The organism is Paenibacillus sp. (genome assembly GCF_031177825.1).
GTDB lineage: Bacteria > Bacillota > Bacilli > Paenibacillales > YIM-B00363 > Paenibacillus_AE.
In genome coordinates this window covers 148,736-171,791 of sequence record NZ_JAPSKE010000002.1, presented here as the reverse complement: position 1 = coordinate 171,791, position 23,056 = coordinate 148,736, and the positions used below count along the sequence as shown (strand labels likewise).

The following is a 23,056-nucleotide window of genomic DNA, read 5'->3' as shown; positions in this document are numbered from 1 at the left end:
CATCGGAGGAGTGCCTGGACACGCATGGACGGATTTAAGGAAACAGCCAAAAAGTATACCGAGCATGACTTGATCAGCACGCACACGAAGCTGCCGGAATATCCGGAGCTTCGTTCGAACGTGCTGACCGCATTTTTGCAGTACGCCGCTTCGACGTCGGCGCACCCGAAGCTGCAGGAGGCGATCGGTCTCGCCGTGTCGCTCATGCAGCACGGACTCGATACGCACGAGCTCGTTGACGGCAAGGGCGAGACGCGCCGTCGGCAAATGACGGTGCTCGCCGGCGATTATTTCAGCAGCCGGTTTTACCAGCTGTTGTCGCAGGCGGAGAGCGTACAGACGATTAAGCTCGTGTCGCAGGCGGTGTGCGACGTGAACCGGCTGAAGATGAACTTGTACCTCAAGGCGAAGCGGCTGCTGCTGACCGCGGAGGAGTACGTCCGCGCCACGGTAGACATCAACACGCACTTGTTCGTGACGTTCTCTTCCTGGATGGACGTCATGTATCGCAAATCCTGCCCCGCGATTTTGCGCGCGATCGCCGAATGCGAGCTGATCGCCAGCGAGCTCGGCCGGGTGCGGCCGGATAACGTGAAGGACGGCTTCGCGTATTGGTACGTCGTCGAACACGGCACGACGGAAGAAGTGGATTTGTTCGTCGGAGGGAAGATCGACGAATCCCGGCTCCAGTCCGTATTGATCAAGTATAACTTGATCGGACGGCTGACGGACCGATGGGAGTCGAAGATCTCGGAACTCCGGCATCTGCTGCGCGGCATCGGGTCGGACAAGCTCGCGGAGGAGCTGCATCGCCTCGCCGAGCCGCTGCTCGCCCACGGACATACAACCAGAGCGCAAGAAATATGAGGTGAATGCGGTGAGCGTACGAAACAAAGAGAAGCATGTTCATTCGGTATTCGAGACGATCGCTCCGAATTACGACCTGATGAACGACGTCATCAGCTTCCGCCGGCACAAGGCGTGGCGAGAGTATACGATGCGGCGGATGGACGTGAAGCCGGGGCAGTCGGCGATCGATCTATGCTGCGGCACATGCGATTGGACGATCGCCCTCGCCAAAGCGAGCGGGACGGGCGAGATCGTCGGACTCGACTTCAGCCGCAACATGCTGGAGATCGGGCGCGCCAAGGTGGAGAAGGAGGGGCTCGGCGGTTCGATCGAGCTCGTCCAAGGCAACGCCATGGCGCTGCCGTTCGAGGACAACCGGTTCGACTTCGCGACGATCGGCTTCGGGCTGCGCAACGTGCCCGACCTCGACGTCGTCTTGAGGGAGATGGCGCGGGTCGTGAAGCCCGGCGGCAAGGTCGTCTGTCTCGAGACGTCGAAGCCGACGGCGGAGCCGTTCCGCACGGTGTATTATTTATATTTCGAGCATATATTGCCGCGGCTCGCGAAGTGGTTCGTCAAGCGGTACGAGCAATACAAGTGGCTGCCCGAATCGCTCGCGGCGTTCCCCGGACGGGAGGAGCTCGAGGAGCGCTTCCGGCAGGCGGGAATGACGGACGTGAAGTCCCGCGCGTTCTTCATGGGCGTCGCCGCGCTGCATATCGGAACGAAGGTGTAACGAGAGATGAATAAAATCAAAGTGTTTTTAGAGATGATCAAGTTCGAGCATTCGATCTTCGCGCTTCCCTTCGCGTACATGGGAGCGATTCTGGCCTCGATCGCGCTGAACGATTCGCTGCCCTCCTGGTCGGATATCGGCTGGATCACGCTTGCGATGGTCGGCGCACGCAGCGCCGCCATGGGCCTCAATCGATTGATCGACGCCGCCATCGACGCGGAGAATCCGCGCACGGCGCTCCGCGCCATTCCCGCGGGGCTGCTGTCCAAGAAGGAAGTCCTGATCTTTATCGTCATTTCGTTCGTCTTGTTGTTTTACGCGGCTTCTCGGTTGAACCCGTTGTGCGTATGGATGCTGCCGGTCGCCGTCTTTTTCTTGACGTTCTATTCGTATACCAAGCGCTTTACCTGGCTCTGCCATGTCGTGTTGGGCCTGACGATCGGTCTTGGTCCGCTCGGCGGTTGGATCGCGGTAACCGGCGCCTTCGACTTGATCGGGCTTGTGCTGTATGCGACGGTCGCCTTCTGGACGGCCGGCTTCGACATCTTGTACGCCTGCCAAGACACCGAGTTCGACCGGGAGAAGGGGCTCCATTCGATCCCTTCGCGATTCGGCGTCGCCAGAGCGCTGCTGATCGCGAGAGGCTTCCACGTCGTCACCGCGGCGGGGCTAGTAGCCGTCTGGTGGATGGCGGACCTGAACTGGATTTACTTGATCGGTCTAGCGATCGCTTATGTGGTCTTGTTCTACGAGCATGCGCTCGTCAAGCCGAACGACTTGTCCCGCATTAACACCGCCTTCATGACGATGAACGGCATTCTCAGCATGGTCATGTTTACGTTCACGCTGATCGACGTGGCGGTTCTATGAGCGAGACGGCGGCGAAACGCGGGTGGATCGTAGGTCTTACCGGCGCCAGCGGGGCGGCGTACGGCGTTCGATTGGTCGAGCGGCTGCTCGACATGGGGTATCCCGTTCATCTCGTCGTAACGGACGCCGGCTGGCGCGTGCTGAAGGAAGAGCTCGATTGGGACGCGGCGAAGCGCGCGGCGACGATCGAAGCGAAGTTCGCGGGTCGGAACGCGCAAGCGACGTATTATCCGATCCAAGACATCGGCGCGGCGGTCGCCAGCGGCACGTTCCGCGTGAACGGCATGGTCGTCGCGCCGTGCTCGATGGGGACGCTCGCGGCGATCGCCCACGGACTGTCCGACAACTTGTTGGAACGCGCGGCCGACGTGACGCTGAAGGAAGGCAGAAAGCTTGTGCTCGTGCCGCGGGAGACGCCGCTGCATGCGATCCATCTGGAGAACATGCTGAAGCTCGCCCGAATGGGCGTAAGCATCGTCCCGGCGAGTCCGGGGTTGTATCATCGCGCTCAGACCGTCGAGGAGCTCGTCGACTTCATGGTCGGCAAGACGCTGGACAGTATGGGCATCGATCACGAATTGTATCGACGTTGGGGAGAGGGATCGCCGCATGACGAGGCAGAATGAAGAGACGGAACGGCAACGAGACATTCGCCTCGGGAAGATCGTATTTACGAACGTATGGCCCGTGTTTTACGGCTTTCCGCCCGCGGGACTCGAGTCGCGCATCGAAGTGACGACGCGGACGCCGACGGAGCTGAACGCCGCGTTGTCCCGCGGCGAGATCGACGTCGCGTCGATCTCCTCGTTCGCGTATGCGAAGCACGCGGACGAGCTGCTGCTGCTGCCCGAGTTGTCCGTCGGGGCCAAGGGATCCGTCGGCTCGCTCTTCCTGTTTACGAAGCGTCCGCTCAATGAGGCGCTGCCGGAACGGATCGCGCTCGCGACGACGTCCGCGACGACCGTGCATTTGCTTAAGATCATTATGGCGAAGCGTTTCGAATTTACGCCGACCTATGTAGATATGTCGCCGATTTTGGATACGATGATGAGTACGTGCGACGCGGCGCTGTTGATCGGCGACGACGCGATTCGCGCGAGCCGACCCGCCGAAGCCCGCGGCTATCACCGATACGACCTATGCACGCTCTGGACCGAATGGACGGGCTTCGGCATGACGTTCGCGGTGTGGGCCGTTCGAGAGGCGTGGGCGGCGGAGCGGGCGGATGACGCGGCGCTGGTGCACGAAGCGCTGCTTGCGTCCAAGCGGCTCGGGAAGCGTCTTCCGAACGATCTGTTGGACGAAGCGTCGCGGAAGGTCGGAGAGGATCGGGAGTTTTGGCGAAGGTACTTCGGCGGGCTCGACTATGATTTCGGGGAGTCGCAGCGCCAAGGACTCGAGCTGTATTTCCGCTTCGCGCACGACCTCGGCTTTCTCGACTCCGCGCCGCCGCTGCGGGTATGGCGAAATCCCAACGTAACGCAGGTGAATGAATGAAGCTATTGGACATATACGCGAAAATGCAAGACGACATCCAATATATCGAGCGGAAGTTGGAAGGCAGCGTCCGCACCGAAGAAGCGGAGCTCAACGACGCTTCGCTGCACCTGTTGAAGGCGGGCGGCAAGCGGATTCGGCCGATCTTCGTTCTGTTGTCCGGCCGCTTCGGCCGGTACGACATCGAACGGCTTTCGCATGTGGCCGTCGCTCTGGAGCTGATCCATATGGCGACGCTCGTGCACGACGACGTCATCGACGACGCGGCGACGCGTCGAGGTCAGCCGACCGTCAAGGCGAAGTGGGACGAGCGGATCGCCATGTATACCGGCGACTACATTCTCGGCAAGGCGCTCGATACCGCGGCGAACTTGGAGCAGCCCGACATTCACCGCATCTTGTCCAAAGCGATGGTGCAGATGGTCATCGGCGAGATGGAACAGTTCCGACTGTTCTACCAGCTTGACCAGTCGGTTCGCGATTACTTGCTTCGCATCCGTCGGAAGACGGCGCTGCTCATCGCCGTCTCCTGCCAGCTGGGCGCGCTGGCCGCCGGCGTATCGGTGCCGCAGTCTCATCGGCTGTATAAGTTCGGGTACAACGCGGGCATGGCGTTCCAGATTCGGGACGACATCCTCGACTTGACCGGGACCGAGAAGCAGCTCGGCAAGCCGCCGGGGAGCGACATGCGGCAGGGCAATATTACGCTGCCGGTCTTGTGCGCGATGCGCGACGCGCGCGTCAGAGAGGCGGTGGAGGCCGCGACGCGCGGACCGACGCCGGACGAAGACGCGCTGAAGCAGGCGCTGAAGCTCGTTCGGAAGAGCCCGGGCATCCGAGAAGCCGACGAACTGTCGCATCGGTACATCGACAAGGCGATCGGTGCGCTGAACGAGCTGCCGGACATTCCGGCGAAGAAAGATTTCGTCGCGATCGCTAAATTTATCGCGGATCGCTCGCATTGACTTTTTCCTTGGAGTTTTAAAAAACATACATATACTTGGAGGAATCACAATGCAAAGAACGTACTTAATGGTCAAACCGGACGGCGTCCAACGCGGACTGATCGGCGAAATCGTGGCTCGCTTCGAGCGCAAGGGCTTCCAGCTCGTCGGCGCGAAGCTGATGCAGGTGACGCGAGAGCAAGCGGAATTCCATTACGAGGAGCATAAGGAGAAAGCGTTCTTCGGGGAGTTGGTCGATTTCATTACGTCCGGTCCGGTATTCGGCATGGTGTGGCAAGGCGACGACGTCATCGCCCTGTCCCGTCTCATGATGGGCAAGACGAACGTGATGGATTCGCAGCCGGGCACGATCCGCGGCGATTTCGCGGCGCACACGCCGAAAAACTTGATCCACGGCTCCGACAGCCCGGAGAGCGCGGAGCGGGAGATCGGCAACTTCTTCAAGCCGGAAGAATTGCTCGGTTACGATAAGGCGATCAACCGCTGGATTTAGCGAAACGCCGCTCGCCACGGGAGGTGGGGAACGCATGGGAGAAGAGGGACGCGAAGGGGAATACGATCCGGATTTCGCCGCGTTCGTCGCAGGATTTAAAGGGTTGACGGGGATCGACCTAGCTTTATATAAGGAAGCTCAGATGAAACGTCGGCTCGCGACGCTGCGGCAGCGCAGGGGATACGACACGTTCGCGACGTATCTTCAGGCGGTTCAACGGGATAAGGAGCTGCTCGCGGAGCTGCTCGACCGAATGACGATCAACGTGTCGGAGTTTTGGCGCAATCCGAACCGATGGGAAGTGCTCGAGAACAAATTCATCCCGGAGATGCTGCAGCATTCGAGACGGCTGAAGTGCTGGAGCGCCGCATGCTCGACGGGCGAGGAGCCGTATTCGCTCGCGATGATCCTGGCGAGGCGAGGAGCGCTTCCGGACGCGAAGCTCGTCGCCACCGACATCGACGACAACGCGCTCGCGAAGGCGAAGCTCGGCGTCTACCACGAACGGAGCCTGAAGGACGTGCCGAAGCCTTATATCGACGCGTACTTCCGCCGGGAAGGCGAGTCGTATTTCGTAACCGACGAGCTGAAACGAGGCGTGTCGTTCGCGAAGGGCAACCTGCTGACGGACGCCTTCGATACGGGATACGATCTCATCATCTGCCGCAACGTCATGATTTACTTCACGGACGACGCCAAGACGCTGCTGTATCGGAAGTTCGCGGAGGCGCTCCGGCCCGGCGGCATCTTGTTCGTCGGCTCGACGGAGCAAATTTTCACGCCGGGCCAATACGGCCTCGCGTCGGCGGATACGTTCTTCTATCGCAAAACGTTGGCCTCCGACCATGTATAAGCATTTCCAACAATTCCTATACTAGGACTACGGAACTGTTTACTTGGTCAGGAGGAGCCATCCGAGAATGGACAAACGCAAAGTAATAACCGCTTATCGCCGCGGGTTTCTTACGATTCAGGAATGCGCGCAAATTTTGGGCATCGACTCGCCGCAGATCATGAAGTTGGTGAACGATCCGTCGATGTCCGAAACGAAGCCGTTCGCCTTGCCGAAATCCGCAGCGAAGACGGTTTGATTCGCAGCCCAAAACCCCCGGAAGCATGGCTTCCGGGGGTTTCGTTTTCTTGCCAAGGATGATAGATTAACTTATAATAGTTCAAAACGCATTCGCGCATAAAAGCGTTAAAGTCTCGAAGAGTACGGGGTCGGACTGGGGCAGACAAAAGGAGGAACCGGTTGTGAGGTATTTAACGGCGGGGGAGACGCACGGACCGCAGCTGACGGTCATTATCGAGGGGATGCCGAGCAACGTGCCGTTGACGGCGGAATTCATCAACGAGCAGTTGGCGCGGCGCCAGAAGGGCCACGGCAGAGGCCGTCGGATGCAAATCGAGAAGGACGAGGTCGCCATCGTCGGCGGCGTTCGTCACGGAAAGACGACGGGAGCGCCGATCGCGCTGGTCGTATATAACAAGGATTGGAAGAATTGGACGTCCGTCATGGGCATCGAGCCGGTGGAAGAAGATTCGGAAGCGAAGCGGCGAGTCAATCGCCCGCGTCCCGGCCACGCGGATCTATCCGGCGGCATCAAATACAATCAGCGGGATCTTCGGAACATTCTCGAGCGCTCGAGCGCGCGGGAGACGACGGTTCGCGTCGCGGTCGGCGGCGTGGCGCGGGCGCTGCTCGCCCACTTCGGCATCGCGGTCGGCGGCCAAGTCGTCCGGATCGGCGAAGTGGAAGCGCCGGCGAACGAGCTTCCGCTCGACGAGCTGATCGCGCTTACGGAAGCGTCGCCGGTTCGCGTCGTCGACAAGGCGACAGAAGAGAAGATGATCGCGGCGATCGATGCGGCGAAGGCCGACGGCGATACGCTCGGCGGCATCGTCGAAGCGATCGTCGAAGGCGCGCCGATCGGCCTCGGTTCCCACGTGCAGTGGGACCGCAAGCTGGACGGGCGCATCGCGCAGGCGGTCGTGTCGATTCAGGCGTTCAAAGGCGTCGAGATCGGCATCGGCTTCGAAGCGGCGAAGCTGCGCGGTTCGAAGGTGCACGACGCCATCCATTTCGACGAAGCGAAGGGCTTCGTGCGGCCGACGAATCGCGCCGGCGGCTTCGAGGGCGGCATGACGACCGGCGAACCGATCGTCGTTCGCGGGGTCATGAAGCCGATATCGACGCTTTACAAGCCGTTGGCGAGCGTCGATATCGACACGAAGGAAGCGTTCACCGCCCAGGTGGAGCGATCCGATACGTGCGCGGTTCCGGCGGCCGGCGTCATCATGGAGAACGTCGTCGCTTGGGAAGTCGCGCGGGCGATGGTCGAGAAGTTCGGCGGCGACTCGATCGAGGAGATGCGTCGAAACTACGATTCGTACCTCGCGTACGTGAAGGATTACTAGGATGAGCGGCAATCCATCGCGCGAGCTGACCGTCGAGCTGGGCGAGCGATCGTATCCGATCTATATCGGAGAGGGGCTGCTCGCCGGCTTCGGACGGACGGCGGAGAAGCACGGACTGCCGAAGAAGTCGCCGATTCTCGTCGTCACCGACGAGAAGATCGCCCCGTTGTACTTGGAGCGAGTCGTCGCGTCGCTGAGGGAAGCGGGTTACGAAGCGGCCAGTCACGTCATCGAGTCCGGCGAGCAAGCGAAACGGCTCGAGGTGCTCGGCGACGTCGTGACGACGGCGCTCCAGGCCGGACTCGACCGCGATTCGACGATCGTCGCTCTGGGCGGCGGCGTCGTGGGCGATCTCGCGGGCTTCGCGGCGGCCTCGTACATGAGAGGCGTCCGCTTCGTTCAGGCGCCGACGACGATCCTGGCGCACGATTCGAGCGTCGGCGGCAAGGTGGCGGTCAATCACCCGCTCGCCAAGAACATAATCGGCGCGTTCCATCAACCGGAGTTCGTCCTCTACGATACGGAGACGCTTCGGTCGCTTCCCGCCCGGGAAGTCCGCTCGGGGCTCGCCGAGGTGGCGAAGCACGGTCTCATCAAGGACCGCGCGTTCGCGGCTTGGTGCGACGCGAACGCGGAGAAGCTGCTCGCGCTCGACCCGGAGTCGCTCGCATACGCGCTTTACGTCGGCTGCGGCGTGAAGGCGTGGGTCGTCTCCCAAGACGAGAGGGAAGGCGGCCTGCGGGCGATTCTTAATCTCGGGCATACGATCGGACATGCGCTCGAGGCGGTCGCCGGATACGGCGAGCTGACGCATGGGGAAGCGATCTCGATCGGGATGTGCGGCTCCGCGCGTCTAGCCGAGAAGCTCGGCGTCGCGAAGGAGCCGGTCTACGAGCCGACGCGGAAGCTGCTCGCGAACCTCGGGCTCCCCGTGGCGCTGCCGGCGCACTTCGATACGGACGCGATCATGGAAGCGATGATGCACGACAAGAAGTTCCGCGGGGGGCAGATGGTATTCGTGCTCCCGCAGGAGATCGGCGCGGTCGACATCGTGAAGGGCATTGCGTCGACGCTCGTGCGAGACGTCGTCGAATCGTTGAAACAGGGGGAGAGCGAGTAAATGTACTGCAGGGGAATTCGGGGAGCGACGACGGTAGAACATAACGAGGAACGGGATATTTTACACGCCACGGCGGAGCTGCTGTCGACGATCATCGCGGAGAACGGGCTCTCGCCCGAAGACATCGCTTACGTCTACATTACGGTCACGAACGATCTGGACGCGACGTTCCCGGCCCGGGCGATCCGCGGCATGGAAGGCTGGGACCTCGTTCCGCTCATGTGCGGCCTGGAGATCCCGGTGAAGGGCGCGCTGCCGCTGTGCATCCGATTGCTTGTAACCGTCAATACGACGAAAACCCAGAAGGAAATGAATCACGTGTACTTGAACGAAGCGCGGGTGCTGCGGCCGGATTTAGCGAGGCGTTGACCGCGAACGGACCGTTGGTGTATAGTGGGAGGTAGCCGAGTAGAGCCTAGCTAGTTTTTTAGATGAGTGGAGATCAGTCGAGACGAGAGATAAGCGTACCCCGAAACCGGGCGGACGTCGCTTCGCGTTACCGCGATGCGCGACCCAGGCGGCAGGAGGGCAGGCTTCCTTTTCCATTGATAATGAATCCACCGGCCTCTACGTTCCGTAGAGGCCTTTCGTTGTTTTTCAGGCTCTTGCGCGGCAATCACGAGACGGAGGCGTTCCTATGATGTACCCAGATCGCGAATCGTTCGGGCGGTTCGCCCGCGATTACAACTTGATTCCGGTGACGCGCACGCTGCTCGCCGACACGGAGACGCCGATCCGCGTGTTCCAGCAGTTCAGCGAGGAGCCGCACGCGTTCTTGCTCGAGAGCGTCGAAGGCGGGGCGAAGTGGGCCCGATATTCGTTCATCGGCACGGACCCGTTCCTCGTCGTCCGAGGCAAGGAAGGCACGCTCGAGGTCGAGCGCCGCGGCACGTTCGAGACGTATGCGGAGCAGCCGGTCGACTTCCTTCGCGGAATGCTGGACCAATACCGAAGCCCGCAGTACGACGGTTTCCCCCGATTCATGGGCGGGGCCGTCGGATTTTTCGGCTACGATCTGCTCCGGTATTACGAGAAGAAGCTGCCGCCGCATCGCGTCGACGATTTGAAGATGAACGACGTACAGTTTATGTTCTGCGACCAACTGATCGTATTCGACCACTTGAAGCAGCATATGGTCGTCGTCGCCAACGCGCACCTGCCGCATGGCGCCGACGAGGCTCGGCTGGACGAAGCGTACCGGGACGCGGAAGCGAGAATCGACGCGATGATCGCGAGATTGCAGGGCGGCGGAGGAACGGCCGTTAACGCGTTCACCCCGCGATCGCCGCAGGAGCCGGCGACGATTCGAGCCGAGGAGCTCAAGTCGAATTTATCGAAAGAAGCGTTCCTCGCGAACGTCGGTAAGGCGAAGGAGTACATTCGCGCCGGGGACATTTTCCAAGTCGTGTTGTCGCAAAGATTCGAGATGGACACCGCCGTCTCCCCGCTGCACGTGTACCGCGTGCTGCGGACGATGAATCCGTCCCCGTACATGTATTATTTGAAAATGGGCGAAGAGCGCATCGTCGGCACGTCGCCGGAGCTGCTCGTCCGCGTCGAAGGCGGCAAGGTGCAAACCCGGCCGATCGCGGGAACGAGACCGCGGGGCAAGTCGCCGGAAGCGGACGCGGCGCTCGAGCGAGAGCTGCTCGCCGACGAGAAGGAGCTCGCGGAGCACCTGATGCTCGTCGATCTCGGACGCAACGATATCGGCCGCGTGTCCGTGCCTGGCACGGTGAAGGTCGACGCTTACATGGAGATCGAACGCTACTCGCACGTCATGCATATCGTCTCGAACGTCTCCGGTACGATGCGGGAGGATAAGGATTTCTATGACGCCTTCCTCTCTTGCATGCCGGCGGGGACGGTGTCGGGCGCGCCGAAGCTGCGGGCGATGGAAATTATCGCGGAGCTCGAGCAGGAAGCTCGCGGCGCTTACGCCGGGGCGATCGGATACTTAGGCTTCTCGGGCAACCTCGATACGTGCATCACGATCCGGACGATCATCTTCCGCGAAGGCAAGGCGTATGTGCAGGCCGGCGCGGGCATCGTGTGGGACTCCGTGCCGGAGAAGGAGTACGAGGAAACGGTGAATAAGGCGAAGGGCATGTTGACGGCCATCAAGACGGCCGAGAGCGTCTTCGGCGCCTCGATCCGCGAATCGGTCACCGTGAATCAAGACTACTACGCAAAGCCCTAGGGAGGGGACGGACGATGAGTGAGTCGGTAATGAAGTCTGCGCTCGCGACGCTGCTGGACGGAAGGCCGCTGACGCGAACGGAAGCGCAAGAAGTCATGGAGACGATTATGGACGGCGAGGCGACGCCCGCGCAAATCGGAGGTCTGCTCTCCCTGCTGCGGGTGAAGGGCGAGACGGCCGAGGAAGTCGCCGGCTTCGCGGAAGGCATGCGGTCGCGCGTGAACCGCGTCCCGACGCTGCAGGAGGGACTGCTCGACACATGCGGCACCGGCGGCGACGGGCAGCATACGTTCAATATTTCGACGACGGCCGCTCTCGTCGCCGCCGCGGGCGGCGTACGCGTCGCGAAGCACGGCAACCGGGCGATGTCGAGCAAGAGCGGCAGCGCCGACGTATTGGAGGCGCTCGGCGTGAACATCGAGCTCGGCCGGGAACAGGCGGCGGAATGCCTCCGCGAGGCGGGCCTCTGCTTCATGTTCGCGCAGGTGTACCACCCGTCGATGCGGCATGCCGCGGCGCCCCGGAAGGAGCTCGGCTTCCGCACGGTGTTTAATCTGCTCGGACCGTTAACGAATCCCGCCGGCGCGGACCGGCAGCTGCTCGGCGTCTACGACCGGACGAAGACGGAGCTGATGGCGCACGTGCTTCGCAAGCTCGGGACCGTGCGGGCGCTCGTCGTCGGCAGCCACGACGGCTTGGACGAAATCAGCTTGTCGGCGCCGACGCGGGTGACGGAGCTGAAGGACGGCCACCTCCGAACGTACGATATTACGCCGGACGATCTGGGGCTGCGGCCGTGCGCCGTGGCCGACATCGTCGGGGGAGACGCCGCGGAGAACGCCGAGAAAGTGCGAATCGTCCTCTCCGGAGAGAAGGGGCCCTACCGCGACATCGTTCTTGCGAACGCGGGCGCATGCTTCTATGTGTCCGGCCTGAGCGGCACGCTGCAGGAAGGCGTGAAGCGGGCGGCGGACGCGATCGATTCGGGCGCCGCGGCGCGCAAGCTGGACCAATTGGTGAAGACGACGGAGGCGCTTAGACATGTTTCTCGATAAGATCGTAACGGTGAAAAAGCAAGAAGTCGAGCGCCTGAAGGCGTCGACGAGCGTCGCCGAGCTGGAGCGGAAGATCGCGGGCATGCCGGCGACGGTCGGGTTTCGATCGGCGCTCGTCGAGCGCGCGAACCGGCCGACGGGGCTCATCGCCGAGGTGAAGAAGGCATCGCCGTCGAAGGGGCTCATTCGCCCCGACTTCGATCCGGTGGCGATCGCCGAGGCGTATGAGCGAGCGGGCGCGGACTGCTTGTCCGTCTTGACGGACGAGCCGCACTTCCAAGGCGCTAACTCGTACTTGACCGCGGTTCGCGCCGCGGTCGGTCTGCCCTTGCTGCGGAAGGACTTCACGATCGACCCGATTCATATTTACGAGGCTCGCGCGATCGGAGCAGACGCGATCCTGCTCATCGCGGCGATCTTGTCGAAGGAAGAGCTTCGCTCCTTCCTCTCGGAAGCGGCGTCGCTCGGACTCGATGCGATCGTCGAGGTGCACGACCGCGAGGAGCTGGACGTCGCTCTGGAGCTCGGCGCCGATCTCGTGGGCATCAATAATAGAAATTTGAAGACGTTCGCGACCGATCTCGCGGTGACGGAGGAGCTGCTTCGGACGATCCCGAAGGATCGCTTCGTCATCAGCGAGAGCGGGATCTCGAAGCCGGAGGACGTGGCGCGCGTCTCCGCGGCCGGCGCCCGCGCGGTGCTCGTCGGCGAGCACTTCATGCGCCAGCCGGACGTAGCCGAGGCGGTCGCCGCGCTCATGGGCGAGCCGGCCGCGCGATGAGCGCGCCGCTGCTGAAGGTGTGCGGCCTGCGGGACGCGGCGACCGCCGCTTCCGCCGCGCCGCTCGCGATCGATTACATCGGCTTCGTGTTCGCGCCGAGCAAGCGCCGCGTGACGGCGGAGGACGCGCGACGCATGATCGAGGCGATGCGGATGGCCGAGGGGCGGCAGCGGTTCGTCGGGGTGTTCGTCAACCCGACGTTGGATGAGCTCGACGCGCTGCTCGGCGTCGCGCCGCTCGACGCGCTGCAGCTGCACGGCGCCGAAACGCCGGCGTTCGTCCGCGCCTGCCGCGACCGCTTCCCGGGCGTCGCCGTCTGGAAGGCGATAGGCGTCGCGGGCGAGGCGGATCACGGCGACGCGGCCGTGTCGGCGCGCCTTGCGCCGTACGACGGGCTGCTCGACGCGCTGCTGCTCGACGCCTACGATCCCGTCGCGGGCGGCGGCACGGGACGGACGTTCCGTTGGGACGTCATTCCGGCGTATCGGCGATGGACGCAGGCGCAGGGCGTTCCGTTGTTCGCCGCGGGCGGGCTGCACGAAGGGAACGTCGGCGAGCTGCTCGCCGCGGGCATCGTCGACGGGGTCGACGTCTCGAGCGGCGTGGAGGCGGACGGAGTGAAGGATCTACACAAGATACGTACATTCGTGAAAAGGGTGAAACCATAATGGCGATTTCGTTCGTTCCCGACAATCAAGGCCGCTTCGGCAAATTCGGCGGGCGCTTCGTGCCGGAGACGTTGATGAACGCGCTTCTCGAGCTCGAGGAAGCGTACGCGCATTATTCGAAGGATGAATCGTTCCAACAGGAAATCCAGGAGCTCTACCGTCAATATTCGGGCCGGCCGACGCCGCTCTATTACGCGGAACGGCTGTCCGAGCATCTCGGCGGAGCGCGCATCTACCTGAAGCGGGAAGACCTCAATCACACGGGCGCGCATAAGATCAACAACACGATCGGACAAGGCGTGCTCGCGAAGCGGATGGGCAAGAAGAAGGTCATCGCGGAAACCGGCGCGGGCCAACACGGCGTCGCGTCCGCGACGATCGCGGCGCTGCTCGGCATGGAGTGCAAGGTGTTCATGGGCGAAGAAGACACGAAGCGGCAGCAGTTGAACGTGTTCCGGATGAACCTGCTCGGCGCGGAAGTCGTTCCGGTGACGTCGGGCTCGCGCACGCTGAAGGACGCGGGCAACGAAGCGCTTCGCTACTGGGTCAGCCACGTCGACGACACGTTCTACATTCTCGGCTCCGTCGTCGGGCCGCATCCGTATCCGATGATGGTCCGCGACTTCCAGCGCATTATCGGCGACGAGACGAAGTCGCAGATGCTTAGGGACCACGGCCGGCTGCCGGATGCGATCGTCGCCTGCGTCGGCGGCGGCAGCAACGCGATGGGCATCTTCTACCCGTTCGTGGACGATACCGACGTACGGTTGATCGGCGTCGAGGCGGCCGGCGAAGGCGTCGATACGGAGCGGCACGCCGCGACGATGACGCACGGGACGGCGGGCGTGTTCCAAGGCTCGATGAGCTACCTGCTGCAAGACGAGCACGGCCAGGTGCAGGAGGCGCATTCGATCTCCGCCGGCCTCGATTATCCGGGCATCGGTCCGGAGCACTCCTATTTGAAGGATATCGGACGGGCGGAATACGTCCCTGCCAGCGACGCGGAAGCGCTCGAGGCGCTGCAGTTGCTCTCCCGTAAGGAGGGCATCATTCCGGCGCTCGAATCGGCTCACGCGATCGCGCATGTGCTGCGCCTGGCGCCGACGATGTCGAAGGATCAGATCATCGTCGCGAACTTGTCCGGCCGCGGCGACAAGGACGTCGAGTCGATCATGAAGTATTTGGGAGGGAACGTACGATGACCGTGGAACACGTTGCCGTGAACGCCATCGATACGACGTTCGCCGCATTGAAGACGGAAGGGCGGACGGCGCTCATTCCGTTCCTTACGATCGGCGACCCGGATCTGGACGCATCGCTCGCGTTGATCCGCGAGTTGGAGGCGGCCGGCGCGGACATGATCGAGCTCGGCGTGCCGTATTCCGACCCGCTCGCCGACGGACCCGTCATTCAACGGGCGTCGCAGCGCGCCTTGAGCGGCCGGCTGACGACGATCCTGGACGTGATCGCCATCGCGCGGCGCGCGAAGGAAGAGGGCGTGAAGCTGCCTTTCATTTTGTTCACGTATTACAATCCTATACTCCAGCTCGGCTTCGACCGCTTCTTCGACCTGCTGCAAGCGAACAATATTTCCGGCATGATCGTGCCGGATCTTCCGATCGAGGAAGACGAAGAGCTTCGCGGGCTCGCGGAGTCGCACGGACTGCATCTCATTCCCCTCGTCGCTCCGACGTCGAGCCAGCGAGTGAGCCGAATCGCGAAGAAGGCGCGGGGCTTCGTCTACTGCGTCTCGTCGCTCGGCGTAACGGGGGAACGAGCTTCGTTCGCGAACGAGATCGAGGCGTTCCTCGACACGGTGCGCGGCGCGACCGACGTGCCGATCGCGATCGGATTCGGCATCTCGAACCGGGAGCAGGTCGCCCGCTTCGAAGGCCGCTGCGACGGCGTCATCGTCGGCAGCGCGATCGTGCGCAAGGTCGAAGAGCAGGAGGAGAAGCTCCGCAATCCCGCCACGCGGGCCGAAGGGGCTCGCGCCGTCGGCGACTTCGTGCGGGAGCTGAAAGGCGCGAAATAAGCGTGGATGCGGTTCGCCGTATGCGATACAATGGTTGTATTATTTTCACATGACAGTATGGGGTTAGGAGTGGGTTCGAGGATGCAACCGAAAGCGAGAATCATGCACCTGCCGGTATACCAGCCCGGCAAACCGATCGACGAAGTGAAGCGGGAGCTCGGGTTGACCGACGTTATCAAGCTCGCTTCCAACGAAAATCCGTTCGGCTGCTCGCCGAAGGCGAAAGAAGCGATCATCGCGCACGTGGATCAAGCGAACATCTACCCGGACGGCGCCAGCGTCGAACTGAAAAGCGCGCTCTCCGCGCTGCACGGCGTGTCGCCGGATCAGATCGTCTTCGGCGCGGGCTCCGACGAAGTGATCCTCATGATCGCGCGGGCATACCTGTCGCCGGGCGACGAGACGATTATGGCGGACCGGACGTTCCCGCAATATCGTCATAACGCGGAGATCGAAGGCGCGACGGTCGTCGAAGTGCCGCTGAAGGACGGGACGCACGACCTCGAGGCGATGCTTGCCGCCGTTACGGACAAGACCAAGGTCGTATGGGTATGCAACCCGAACAACCCGACGAGCACGATCGTCACGAAGGACGAAGTCGAATCGTTCCTGGCGCGCGTGCCGTCGAGCGTGATGGTCGTCTTGGACGAGGCGTACGTCGAGTACGTCGTCGACGAGCGTTTCCCGAACGGGCTCGAGCTTGTGAAGAAGTACCCGAACGTCATCGCGCTGCGCACGTTCTCGAAGGCGTACGGACTCGCGAGCCTGCGCATCGGCTACGGCATCGGCAGACCGGAATTGATCAAGTCGATCAATCAAGTGCGGGAGCCGTTCAATACGACCGGCTTCGCGCAAGCCGCGGCGCTCGCCGCCGTGCAGGATCAAGCGTTCATCGACAGCTGCCGCAAGGCGAACGCCGCCGGCATCGCGTACCTGCGGGAGCAGTTCGATCGCCTCGGCCTGCGCAGCTTCCCGGCGCACGGCAACTTCGTATTGGTCGATTGCGCGCGCGACGCCAAGACGGTGTACGAGGAGCTACTGAAGAAAGGCGTCATCGTTCGCGGAGGCCACACGGCCTCGATCGGGTTCCCGACCATGATTCGCGTGACGGTCGGGTCCGAAGCGCAAAATCGGACGTTCATCGAAGCGTTGACGGCCGTGCTGCAAGAGACGGCTGTGGCCGCCGAATGACGAAAATCGCGATTTTCGGAGTAGGGCTTATCGGCGGGTCGCTGGCGCTGTGCTTCAAGGGGCGCCCCGGCTTCCGCGTCGTGGGCCACTCGCCGAGGTCCGAATCGGTGCGGAAGTGCGTGGATCGCGGCGTCGTCGACGAAGGGACGACGTCGCTCGAGGAAGCGGCGGCCGATGCCGACTTTTTGTTTCTGTGCGTGCCGGTCGGCATGCTGAACGATTATTTGGAGGCGTTGTCCCGCTGCCCGTTGAAGCCTGGCGCGGTCATTACCGACGTCGGCAGCACGAAGGGCGAGATCGTCGAGGCGGCTTCGCGGCTCTCGTTCGGCGGCGCGGCCTTCATCGGCGGCCATCCGATGGCCGGCAAGGAGCGCTCCGGCGTCGAAGCCGCGACGTCGAAGCTGTTCGAGAACGCCTACTACGTATTGACTCCGACGCCCGCGACGCCGGAAGCGTCCTACGACGCGCTGGTGGAGCTGCTTGAGCATACGAACGCGAAGCTCGTCCGGATGGACGCGCGCACGCACGACGGGATCGTCGGGGCGGTCAGCCACCTGCCGCACATCGTCGCGGCGATGCTCGTCAACTTGGTCGCGCGCTTGGGCGAGTCGGACGACGGCTACGAGAAGCTGGCCGCCGGGGGCTTTCGCGACATCACGCGGATCGCTTCGGCCGATCCGACGATATGGCGCGACATCTGCGTGAGCAACCGCGAAGTGCTGCTGGAGCTGTTGCAGGCATGGATTTCGGAGACGGAGCGGTTCATGGACATCCTCCGCGCGGAAGACGGAGAAGGCATCGCGGCGCAGTTCCGCACGGCCTCCGCGTTCCGCAGCGCGCTGCCGGAGCGTCGGGTCGGGATCGCGACGACGCATTACGAGTTTTACGTGCAGGTGGCGGACGAGCCCGGCACGATCGGCAAGCTGACGACGATGCTCGGCAGCCGGCGCATTAATTTGCGGAACATCGGCATCTTGGAGCCGACGCCGGGCGGACCGGGATCGTTGCGGCTGTCGTTCGGCAACGAGGACGACTTGGTGCGCGCGAAGACGCTGTTGGAACAAGAAGGCTATCCCGTGCACTATTAGGATTTGTCAGCCGTCCCGTCGAGGGGCGGCTTTTTTTATCGCAGAACGGGGGAGGCGCTCGTTTTTCGCCTCCTTGTCCCCGAATTCCTTTCGCTCGGCTGGCTAAGGGGACGCCGCACAGGCGTCGGAATGGCGCGCTGGCAGCCGCGAAGGGGCCGTAGTCGAAGGAATGTCGATATCCCTAGTTCGGGGGCTTCCGACGCCTCCAGGCTCGCTGACGGCCTACCACGAGGGCGACAAACGGGCGGCGCGCGGTTGAAGGGAACGCGACGGAAGGCGGCGGGAAGGAGGAAGGCGATCGTCGCAAAAACAGCTGAAAGCGTTTTAAAAAAACTGTTGACAAAATGAAAACGGATACATATACTAAAAGTACAGTATGGTTTCTCTCCACTCCTATCCGATATATGGCACTATGTGCAACCGCCGCGAGGCGGTCTTTTTTTTGCCATTTTCCCCTGCTGGATCGCTAATTTCGGTGATATTTTCCAAATAGGGATAGTCAATATATGGAATTTCTAGTACACTAGGGTTTGGCGGAAGGAGGGGAACGTTGGGAATTGTCGAATTTAGCAGGATTTCAACGAAGAAACACGAATTATCTTTACATATCGAAATGTTGACAATAGGCGATTCGAACTAATTCATTTTATGAGATAAGGTACCGCAACTTTTCCGTTCGGGGATGGTATACACTTGTAGCCGAACGGAATCGCGCACGGAAACCGGCAAGGAGGTTTTCCATGACCGATTCCCAGCTGATTCGGGAAATCAAGGACGGCAACGTTCAGCTCTATAAGGAACTGGTCACGCGTTACGAGCGGAAAATCCTGCTTTTCATCTACCATATGTTGAAAAATTCGCGCATGGATCACATGGCCGAAGATATGTGTCAGGAGACGTTCTACAAGGCATACCGGAGCTTACACTCGTTCCGGGAGGTGGAGGCGTCGTTCTCGACTTGGCTGTACACGATCGCCCGAAACACGGTGCTCAGCGAGCTCCGGAAAAATCGGAACGGCAACGTGTATCTGGAGGACAGCGGGTACGAGCCGATCACGTCGACGGAGGCGCTGCCGGAACAAACCGTGCTCCGAAGCGAGAAGGTTCAGAAGGTGCGCGAAGCGATCAACAGCTTGCCGGAGAAGCAGCGTTCCGCATTGATCTTGCGTGAGTATGACGGAATGGATTACCAAGAAATCGCGAACATTCTCGGGCAAACCGTATCATCCGTCAAATCGTTGTTGTTCCGGGCTAGAGCTAGCGTCAAGACGCAATTGGAGTCTTACGTGGGGGAACCGATCCTAGAGGAATATGAAGGGATGAAACAACGATGAAGTGCGAAGAGATCCGGGAGTCGATGCCCGAATATTGGGATAAGCCGGAAGGCGACTGGAGCCGCGTTCGCGTAGACGAGCACGTGAAGCGCTGCGCGGCTTGCGCGGAAGAGTTCGAGCTGTGGCGGGAGAGCGGCGAGTTGCTCCAGAACGTGGAGTGGAGCGAATCGTTCGAGCTGCCGGAGCGCGGGAAGGTATCCGCCGGCGTCATGGACCGCATCTACGCCGACGAAGGCTGGCGGCTGCCGGTGGCGGATCGGCTGCATTCGATTCCGCATCGCCTGCGGTTAAGGCTGCTGTCGATCGTTGCCGGCTGCCTGGCGATGTTCGGCTGCGCGTTCTTATACCGATTGCTGTGGCCGGACGCGAACGGGGCGGCGCTGCCGAGCTCGGGTCTCATGAGCGTCAACGCCCTCGGGGGCGGCGAGACGAACGAGTTCGCGCTGGCGGGCATCGAAGGAGTACCGGTCGCTTCGATCGGAGATCCGGTCGTACTGGGCTTGTCGGTCGTGGATTCTTACCCCGATTATCTCTTCGTTTTATCGATGCTGGGGCTCATCTGCGCCCTCCTCACGATGAACTGGCTCGCCCGGGTCCGGGCGTAAGCGACGACGACAATGGCATACCGATTCGAGGAAGGCGCCTGCAACGAGGCGTCTCTTTTTGTGCCCAAAATTCGAAAAAAGATGCTTCCCGGCGAATACTTTTTGCAAAATGCCCAATAATGGGTAACAAAAGCAAGAGAATTCGAAAGGCGGGACGTCAAACGATGAATTTAGCTGACATGCTGAGCTATGCGGACATTCACCAGTTGAACCGAATCGCCGATCATTACGCATGCGATTGCAACACGAACTCCAAGAGAGAATTGATTCAGTCGATCCTCAACACCTTAAATCGCAAGGACGTGTTTGAACGGTATGTCGAGACGCTGTCGGTGGAAGACATCCGGTTTCTGAATTCGCTCGTCTTCGATCCGAGAGACGCCTATTCGCTCGAGGAACTGCTGGCAAGGGCGCAGATCAGCCGCTACGAAGCGGCGAAGCCGGCCGCGATCGGAACCGCGCCTTCGGAGGCGGGAAGCGAAATTCTGTCGACGATCACGGTCGACCTGCGCGGCCGGGAAGACGCCAAGCCTGCGAAGAAAGAGTCGAAGAAGCGGGAGTCGAAAAAGGCGAAGCCGCCCGCGGAGCCCGAGCCTCCGCAATGGAGTCCCCGGCAAATGATCGTGAAATTCGCGCATCAAGGGTGGCTGTTTAACGGGTATTCCCATCATACGAAGTATTTATACCAGGTGCCGGCGGACTTGAAGCGGCGATTCGGCGATTCCCTGGCCCGCGCGTTCCAAAAGCAGCTTCGCGTCATCGACGAGCCGAGCGCCTACCGGGACGAGCAGCGGATGCTCGTGGAGGATATCGGCAAATTGCTGTCGTTCGCGGATCGGTACGAGGTGGAGCTGAACGCCGAGGGCACGATGTACAAGCGTTCCCAGCAGATGATTCTGGAGACGTTCAACGTGAAAGAGGAGTTGGTGGGCAAGGGCGGGTGGCGGTTCGGGTACGGGCGGAAAATTAAAGATTACCCCAATCGCTTCTCCCTGATTTACGATTATTGTTTCTATAACAACCTGATCGAGGAAGCGGACGGGATGCTGCTGTTGACCGAGAAGGGCCGCGCCCAGCTTCTCGAAGGTCGGCCGGCGGATCCCGGAGCCGTGTATCAATTTTGGCTGAAGCTGTACAAGAACCCCATCCATAACGTGCAAACGCTCGTGCATTGGATCGAACGGCTGGCCGGACGCTGGGTGACGTTGGAGACGTTATCGCGGGTGCTGACGCCTCTGATCAAGCCGTATTATTACGATTCTCCGGAATCGATTCTCACGACTCGGATCGTGCTGATGATGATGCACCAAGGGCTGCTCCGCATCGGCGAGCACCCGGAAGAAGGCACCGTGGTCGAGATGACGAAGCTCGGCAGCAGCATCGTGCGGGGCGTGTACGTGCCGGACGACGAGAAGATCGCGCTGCCGGCCGACGCGGCTCCGGAGGCGGCGCCGTAACGCGGCGTTCGCTCGCCGCCGGGCAAGTGCATATTCCAACGACAAGAGGGTATTCGCCTTCGTCGGCGCCTCGCCCGACGAATATAATTTTTCTAGAAGGATACGCTCCGACGATTCGCGAGGTCCGTCGCAGGGGGCGTGCGTCTTCAAGGGATGGAGGGTGACGTATGGATAATAAAATGGTTCCGGCTAACGAAGCGTTCCGACTGCTAATGGCGGAACTGATCGTGGACAAAGCCATACGCGACTACCGGGAGAAAGAACTGTATCGCGAGATCGATAGGGCTTTGGCGCAGGGGGACGAAGCGGCGTTCCTGTTATTGACGAGCGAGCTTCGGTCGTTGCAGGGCATCGCATAGCGATTCGACAAGGGAATCGGTCTATGTCCGACGGGCATAGACCTTTTTGGGTTCGCCGGTGGTGTCCGCCCCGCGATTGTGATAGATTGAGGGGAGTGTCCGGCGGCGGAAACGCGGATCCGGACGGAATGGGGACACGAGGCGGGATCGAAGATGAAATTCAGCGAGATCGAACGAGAGCGGTGGGCGGAGCTGCAGCCGTATCTGGACACGGCGCTGCTGCCCCTTAGCGGACTGACGGGGAAGGAGTCGCCGCACGAGGCGACGGCGGCGCTGGAGCGGCTGCGCGACGCGCTGGACCCGATCGAGCAAGCGTACCGAGGACGCGTCGTAACGTACCCGGCGCTTCATTACGCGGCGGACGACGAGTCGCTCGCCGCGCTGGCGGACGAGCTGTGCGAGCGCCTGAAGCGAAGCGGCTTCCGGTACTGCGTCGTCGTGACGGGGGAATCGAGGCTGCGGAGCTTGACCGTACGGAACGCGTCCGCGGTATTGGGGCCGGAGCCCGAATCGCAGGAGGCGCCGAGCGAGTTATATCGCTCCTTCGCGAAGCGGACGATCGAAGGAATGTGGAGCGGAGCGGACGCGTGATCCGGATCTGGGGCGAGTTGTGACAATTTCGCAACAGTTTTCCGAGGAACGCGGCGCAACGGCGGTTTGCCGAGTTCCGCTTTCTTGACGCCCCCTATGCCGTAAGCTATTATAATTATGACTTTGCATGTGCAATTTTCAAGGCAAGATTTGACAGGTTTCGGCAAAGGGGGGTAACCGAATATGAGCGAACATCAACAACATGGAAACCACGAGTCCGAACACAAGGAGACGAAGCGGCGCGAGATGTCCCGCCGTCAGTTTCTTTCCTATACGCTTGGCGGGGCCAGCGCGTTCATGGCGGCAGGCGTCGTCATCCCGATGCTCCGTTTTGCCGTTGATCCGGTGCTCCAGGCGAAAGGCGCGGGCACGCTCGTGAAGGTGGTCGAGGTCGACAAGATTACAGAAGAGCCGGCGTCGTTCACGTTCAACGTGCATCAAGTGGACGGATGGTACGAAAGCGATCCGGAAATGGTCGCATGGATTTCCAAAGACGCGGAAGGCAACGTCTTCGCGCTGTCTCCGGTGTGCAAGCACTTGGGCTGCGCGGTGAACTGGAACACGAACGCGGAGTACCAGAACCAGTATTTCTGTCCATGTCACGGCGCGCACTACACGAAAGAAGGCAAGAACTTGGCCATCGCGCCGGCGCCGCTGGACGAATACCAGGTAGAGATTCAAGAAGGCTTCGTATACTTAGGACCGATCAAACCGAACGAACGGGTGTAAGAGGAGGCGTAAAGT

Annotated in this window: 26 protein-coding genes; all 26 read left to right on the top strand. The window is 61.5% G+C overall.

The genetic code is table 11. The features are described from left to right. Positions 1 to 24: 24 nt before the first annotated feature. The 26 genes from RIN49_RS02860 to RIN49_RS02735 all read left to right on the top strand — a co-directional run bounded on the left by RIN49_RS02860 (position 25) and on the right by RIN49_RS02735 (position 23,041). Positions 25 to 867 carry a heptaprenyl diphosphate synthase component 1 gene (locus RIN49_RS02860; RefSeq protein ID WP_309118657.1) on the top strand — a complete coding sequence of 281 codons (843 nt, stop codon included), beginning with the start codon at positions 25 to 27 and terminating at the stop codon, positions 865 to 867. A gap of 10 nt (positions 868 to 877) precedes the next feature. Continuing rightward, positions 878 to 1,585, top strand: a complete 708-nt coding sequence (locus tag RIN49_RS02855; RefSeq protein WP_309118656.1) for a demethylmenaquinone methyltransferase — start codon at positions 878 to 880, stop codon at positions 1,583 to 1,585. 6 nt (positions 1,586 to 1,591) lie between these two features. Beyond that, positions 1,592 to 2,455, top strand: a complete 864-nt coding sequence (locus RIN49_RS02850; protein ID WP_309118655.1) for a UbiA-like polyprenyltransferase — start codon at positions 1,592 to 1,594, stop codon at positions 2,453 to 2,455. Next, complete coding sequence (locus tag RIN49_RS02845) at positions 2,452 to 3,081, top strand: UbiX family flavin prenyltransferase (RefSeq protein WP_309118654.1); 630 nt, start codon at positions 2,452 to 2,454, stop codon at positions 3,079 to 3,081. The genes RIN49_RS02850 and RIN49_RS02845 overlap by 4 nt, the downstream gene beginning before the upstream one ends. Continuing rightward, entirely contained in the window at positions 3,065 to 3,952 is an 888-nt protein-coding gene (locus RIN49_RS02840) for a menaquinone biosynthesis protein (protein WP_309118653.1), read from the top strand. The genes RIN49_RS02845 and RIN49_RS02840 overlap by 17 nt, the downstream gene beginning before the upstream one ends. Continuing rightward, positions 3,949 to 4,917 carry a polyprenyl synthetase family protein gene (locus RIN49_RS02835; protein WP_309118652.1) on the top strand — a complete coding sequence of 323 codons (969 nt, stop codon included), beginning with the start codon at positions 3,949 to 3,951 and terminating at the stop codon, positions 4,915 to 4,917. Before RIN49_RS02840 ends, RIN49_RS02835 begins: the two co-directional genes overlap by 4 nt. Positions 4,918 to 4,966: 49 nt before the next feature. Next, positions 4,967 to 5,410 (top strand): nucleoside-diphosphate kinase, encoded by a 444-nt coding sequence (gene ndk, locus RIN49_RS02830; protein WP_138193338.1) that lies wholly within the window; start codon positions 4,967 to 4,969, stop codon positions 5,408 to 5,410. A 34-nt stretch (positions 5,411 to 5,444) separates the two neighbouring features. Continuing rightward, positions 5,445 to 6,263, top strand: coding sequence for a CheR family methyltransferase (locus RIN49_RS02825; protein WP_309118651.1), 819 nt, complete (start codon positions 5,445 to 5,447; stop codon positions 6,261 to 6,263). Between the two features lie 67 nt (positions 6,264 to 6,330). Beyond that, the gene (locus tag RIN49_RS02820; protein WP_202914489.1) at positions 6,331 to 6,501 is read left to right on the top strand and encodes a hypothetical protein; all 171 of its coding nucleotides are present in this window, start codon (positions 6,331 to 6,333) and stop codon (positions 6,499 to 6,501) included. A gap of 163 nt (positions 6,502 to 6,664) precedes the next feature. Next, entirely contained in the window at positions 6,665 to 7,828 is a 1,164-nt protein-coding gene (gene aroC / locus RIN49_RS02815; protein WP_309118650.1) for a chorismate synthase, read from the top strand. Between the two features lies 1 nt (position 7,829). Next, a complete protein-coding gene (gene aroB, locus RIN49_RS02810; RefSeq protein ID WP_309118649.1) occupies positions 7,830 to 8,948 on the top strand; it encodes a 3-dehydroquinate synthase in 1,119 nt (372 codons plus the stop codon). Next, entirely contained in the window at positions 8,949 to 9,317 is a 369-nt protein-coding gene (aroH, locus tag RIN49_RS02805) for a chorismate mutase (protein WP_309118648.1), read from the top strand. It begins immediately after the preceding gene. 268 nt (positions 9,318 to 9,585) lie between these two features. Further along, on the top strand, positions 9,586 to 11,148 hold the full coding sequence (gene trpE, locus RIN49_RS02800; RefSeq protein ID WP_309118647.1) for an anthranilate synthase component I: 1,563 nt from the start codon (positions 9,586 to 9,588) through the stop codon (positions 11,146 to 11,148). A gap of 14 nt (positions 11,149 to 11,162) precedes the next feature. Next, positions 11,163 to 12,203, top strand: coding sequence for an anthranilate phosphoribosyltransferase (gene trpD / locus RIN49_RS02795; protein WP_309118646.1), 1,041 nt, complete (start codon positions 11,163 to 11,165; stop codon positions 12,201 to 12,203). Then, positions 12,190 to 12,984 carry an indole-3-glycerol phosphate synthase TrpC gene (trpC, locus tag RIN49_RS02790; protein WP_309118645.1) on the top strand — a complete coding sequence of 265 codons (795 nt, stop codon included), beginning with the start codon at positions 12,190 to 12,192 and terminating at the stop codon, positions 12,982 to 12,984. Before trpD ends, trpC begins: the two co-directional genes overlap by 14 nt. Further along, positions 12,981 to 13,652, top strand: a complete 672-nt coding sequence (locus tag RIN49_RS02785) for a phosphoribosylanthranilate isomerase (RefSeq protein WP_309118644.1) — start codon at positions 12,981 to 12,983, stop codon at positions 13,650 to 13,652. Before trpC ends, RIN49_RS02785 begins: the two co-directional genes overlap by 4 nt. Beyond that, entirely contained in the window at positions 13,652 to 14,854 is a 1,203-nt protein-coding gene (gene trpB, locus RIN49_RS02780) for a tryptophan synthase subunit beta (protein WP_375295201.1), read from the top strand. Before RIN49_RS02785 ends, trpB begins: the two co-directional genes overlap by 1 nt. Positions 14,855 to 14,871: 17 nt before the next feature. Further along, positions 14,872 to 15,687 carry a tryptophan synthase subunit alpha gene (gene trpA / locus RIN49_RS02775; RefSeq protein ID WP_309118906.1) on the top strand — a complete coding sequence of 272 codons (816 nt, stop codon included), beginning with the start codon at positions 14,872 to 14,874 and terminating at the stop codon, positions 15,685 to 15,687. 81 nt (positions 15,688 to 15,768) lie between these two features. After that, positions 15,769 to 16,878: a histidinol-phosphate transaminase gene (gene hisC / locus RIN49_RS02770; RefSeq protein ID WP_309118643.1), complete on the top strand. Its 1,110-nt coding sequence runs from the start codon at positions 15,769 to 15,771 to the stop codon at positions 16,876 to 16,878. Beyond that, a complete protein-coding gene (locus tag RIN49_RS02765) occupies positions 16,875 to 17,966 on the top strand; it encodes a prephenate dehydrogenase (protein ID WP_309118642.1) in 1,092 nt (363 codons plus the stop codon). Before hisC ends, RIN49_RS02765 begins: the two co-directional genes overlap by 4 nt. A 740-nt stretch (positions 17,967 to 18,706) precedes the next feature. Continuing rightward, positions 18,707 to 19,300 (top strand): RNA polymerase sigma factor, encoded by a 594-nt coding sequence (locus RIN49_RS02760; protein WP_309118641.1) that lies wholly within the window; start codon positions 18,707 to 18,709, stop codon positions 19,298 to 19,300. Continuing rightward, complete coding sequence (locus RIN49_RS02755; RefSeq protein WP_309118640.1) at positions 19,297 to 19,905, top strand: anti-sigma factor family protein; 609 nt, start codon at positions 19,297 to 19,299, stop codon at positions 19,903 to 19,905. The genes RIN49_RS02760 and RIN49_RS02755 overlap by 4 nt, the downstream gene beginning before the upstream one ends. A gap of 164 nt (positions 19,906 to 20,069) precedes the next feature. Then, positions 20,070 to 21,362: a hypothetical protein gene (locus RIN49_RS02750; RefSeq protein ID WP_309118639.1), complete on the top strand. Its 1,293-nt coding sequence runs from the start codon at positions 20,070 to 20,072 to the stop codon at positions 21,360 to 21,362. A gap of 167 nt (positions 21,363 to 21,529) precedes the next feature. Beyond that, the gene (locus tag RIN49_RS02745; RefSeq protein WP_138193351.1) at positions 21,530 to 21,721 is read left to right on the top strand and encodes an IDEAL domain-containing protein; all 192 of its coding nucleotides are present in this window, start codon (positions 21,530 to 21,532) and stop codon (positions 21,719 to 21,721) included. Between the two features lie 153 nt (positions 21,722 to 21,874). Next, the gene (locus RIN49_RS02740; protein WP_309118638.1) at positions 21,875 to 22,312 is read left to right on the top strand and encodes a DUF2487 family protein; all 438 of its coding nucleotides are present in this window, start codon (positions 21,875 to 21,877) and stop codon (positions 22,310 to 22,312) included. A 183-nt stretch (positions 22,313 to 22,495) separates the two neighbouring features. Next, a complete protein-coding gene (locus RIN49_RS02735; RefSeq protein ID WP_309118637.1) occupies positions 22,496 to 23,041 on the top strand; it encodes a QcrA and Rieske domain-containing protein in 546 nt (181 codons plus the stop codon). The last annotated feature ends 15 nt before the right edge of the window (positions 23,042 to 23,056 follow it).

Bases quoted from the DNA above. Each gene is read 5' to 3' on its own strand.
- RIN49_RS02860 (WP_309118657.1), top strand. From the start codon at position 25: ATGGACGGATTTAAGGAAACAGCCAAAAAGTATACCGAGCATGACTTG.
- RIN49_RS02850 (WP_309118655.1), top strand. From the start codon at position 1,592: ATGAATAAAATCAAAGTGTTTTTAGAGATGATCAAGTTCGAGCATTCG.
- RIN49_RS02845 (WP_309118654.1), top strand. From the start codon at position 2,452: ATGAGCGAGACGGCGGCGAAACGCGGGTGGATCGTAGGTCTTACCGGC.
- RIN49_RS02840 (WP_309118653.1), top strand. From the start codon at position 3,065: ATGACGAGGCAGAATGAAGAGACGGAACGGCAACGAGACATTCGCCTC.
- RIN49_RS02835 (WP_309118652.1), top strand. From the start codon at position 3,949: ATGAAGCTATTGGACATATACGCGAAAATGCAAGACGACATCCAATAT.
- ndk (WP_138193338.1), top strand. From the start codon at position 4,967: ATGCAAAGAACGTACTTAATGGTCAAACCGGACGGCGTCCAACGCGGA.
- RIN49_RS02825 (WP_309118651.1), top strand. From the start codon at position 5,445: ATGGGAGAAGAGGGACGCGAAGGGGAATACGATCCGGATTTCGCCGCG.
- RIN49_RS02820 (WP_202914489.1), top strand. From the start codon at position 6,331: ATGGACAAACGCAAAGTAATAACCGCTTATCGCCGCGGGTTTCTTACG.
- aroB (WP_309118649.1), top strand. From the start codon at position 7,830: ATGAGCGGCAATCCATCGCGCGAGCTGACCGTCGAGCTGGGCGAGCGA.
- aroH (WP_309118648.1), top strand. From the start codon at position 8,949: ATGTACTGCAGGGGAATTCGGGGAGCGACGACGGTAGAACATAACGAG.
- trpE (WP_309118647.1), top strand. From the start codon at position 9,586: ATGATGTACCCAGATCGCGAATCGTTCGGGCGGTTCGCCCGCGATTAC.
- trpD (WP_309118646.1), top strand. From the start codon at position 11,163: ATGAGTGAGTCGGTAATGAAGTCTGCGCTCGCGACGCTGCTGGACGGA.
- trpC (WP_309118645.1), top strand. From the start codon at position 12,190: ATGTTTCTCGATAAGATCGTAACGGTGAAAAAGCAAGAAGTCGAGCGC.
- RIN49_RS02785 (WP_309118644.1), top strand. From the start codon at position 12,981: ATGAGCGCGCCGCTGCTGAAGGTGTGCGGCCTGCGGGACGCGGCGACC.
- trpB (WP_375295201.1), top strand. From the start codon at position 13,652: ATGGCGATTTCGTTCGTTCCCGACAATCAAGGCCGCTTCGGCAAATTC.
- hisC (WP_309118643.1), top strand. From the start codon at position 15,769: ATGCAACCGAAAGCGAGAATCATGCACCTGCCGGTATACCAGCCCGGC.
- RIN49_RS02765 (WP_309118642.1), top strand. From the start codon at position 16,875: ATGACGAAAATCGCGATTTTCGGAGTAGGGCTTATCGGCGGGTCGCTG.
- RIN49_RS02760 (WP_309118641.1), top strand. From the start codon at position 18,707: ATGACCGATTCCCAGCTGATTCGGGAAATCAAGGACGGCAACGTTCAG.
- RIN49_RS02755 (WP_309118640.1), top strand. From the start codon at position 19,297: ATGAAGTGCGAAGAGATCCGGGAGTCGATGCCCGAATATTGGGATAAG.
- RIN49_RS02750 (WP_309118639.1), top strand. From the start codon at position 20,070: ATGAATTTAGCTGACATGCTGAGCTATGCGGACATTCACCAGTTGAAC.
- RIN49_RS02745 (WP_138193351.1), top strand. From the start codon at position 21,530: ATGGATAATAAAATGGTTCCGGCTAACGAAGCGTTCCGACTGCTAATG.
- RIN49_RS02740 (WP_309118638.1), top strand. From the start codon at position 21,875: ATGAAATTCAGCGAGATCGAACGAGAGCGGTGGGCGGAGCTGCAGCCG.
- RIN49_RS02735 (WP_309118637.1), top strand. From the start codon at position 22,496: ATGAGCGAACATCAACAACATGGAAACCACGAGTCCGAACACAAGGAG.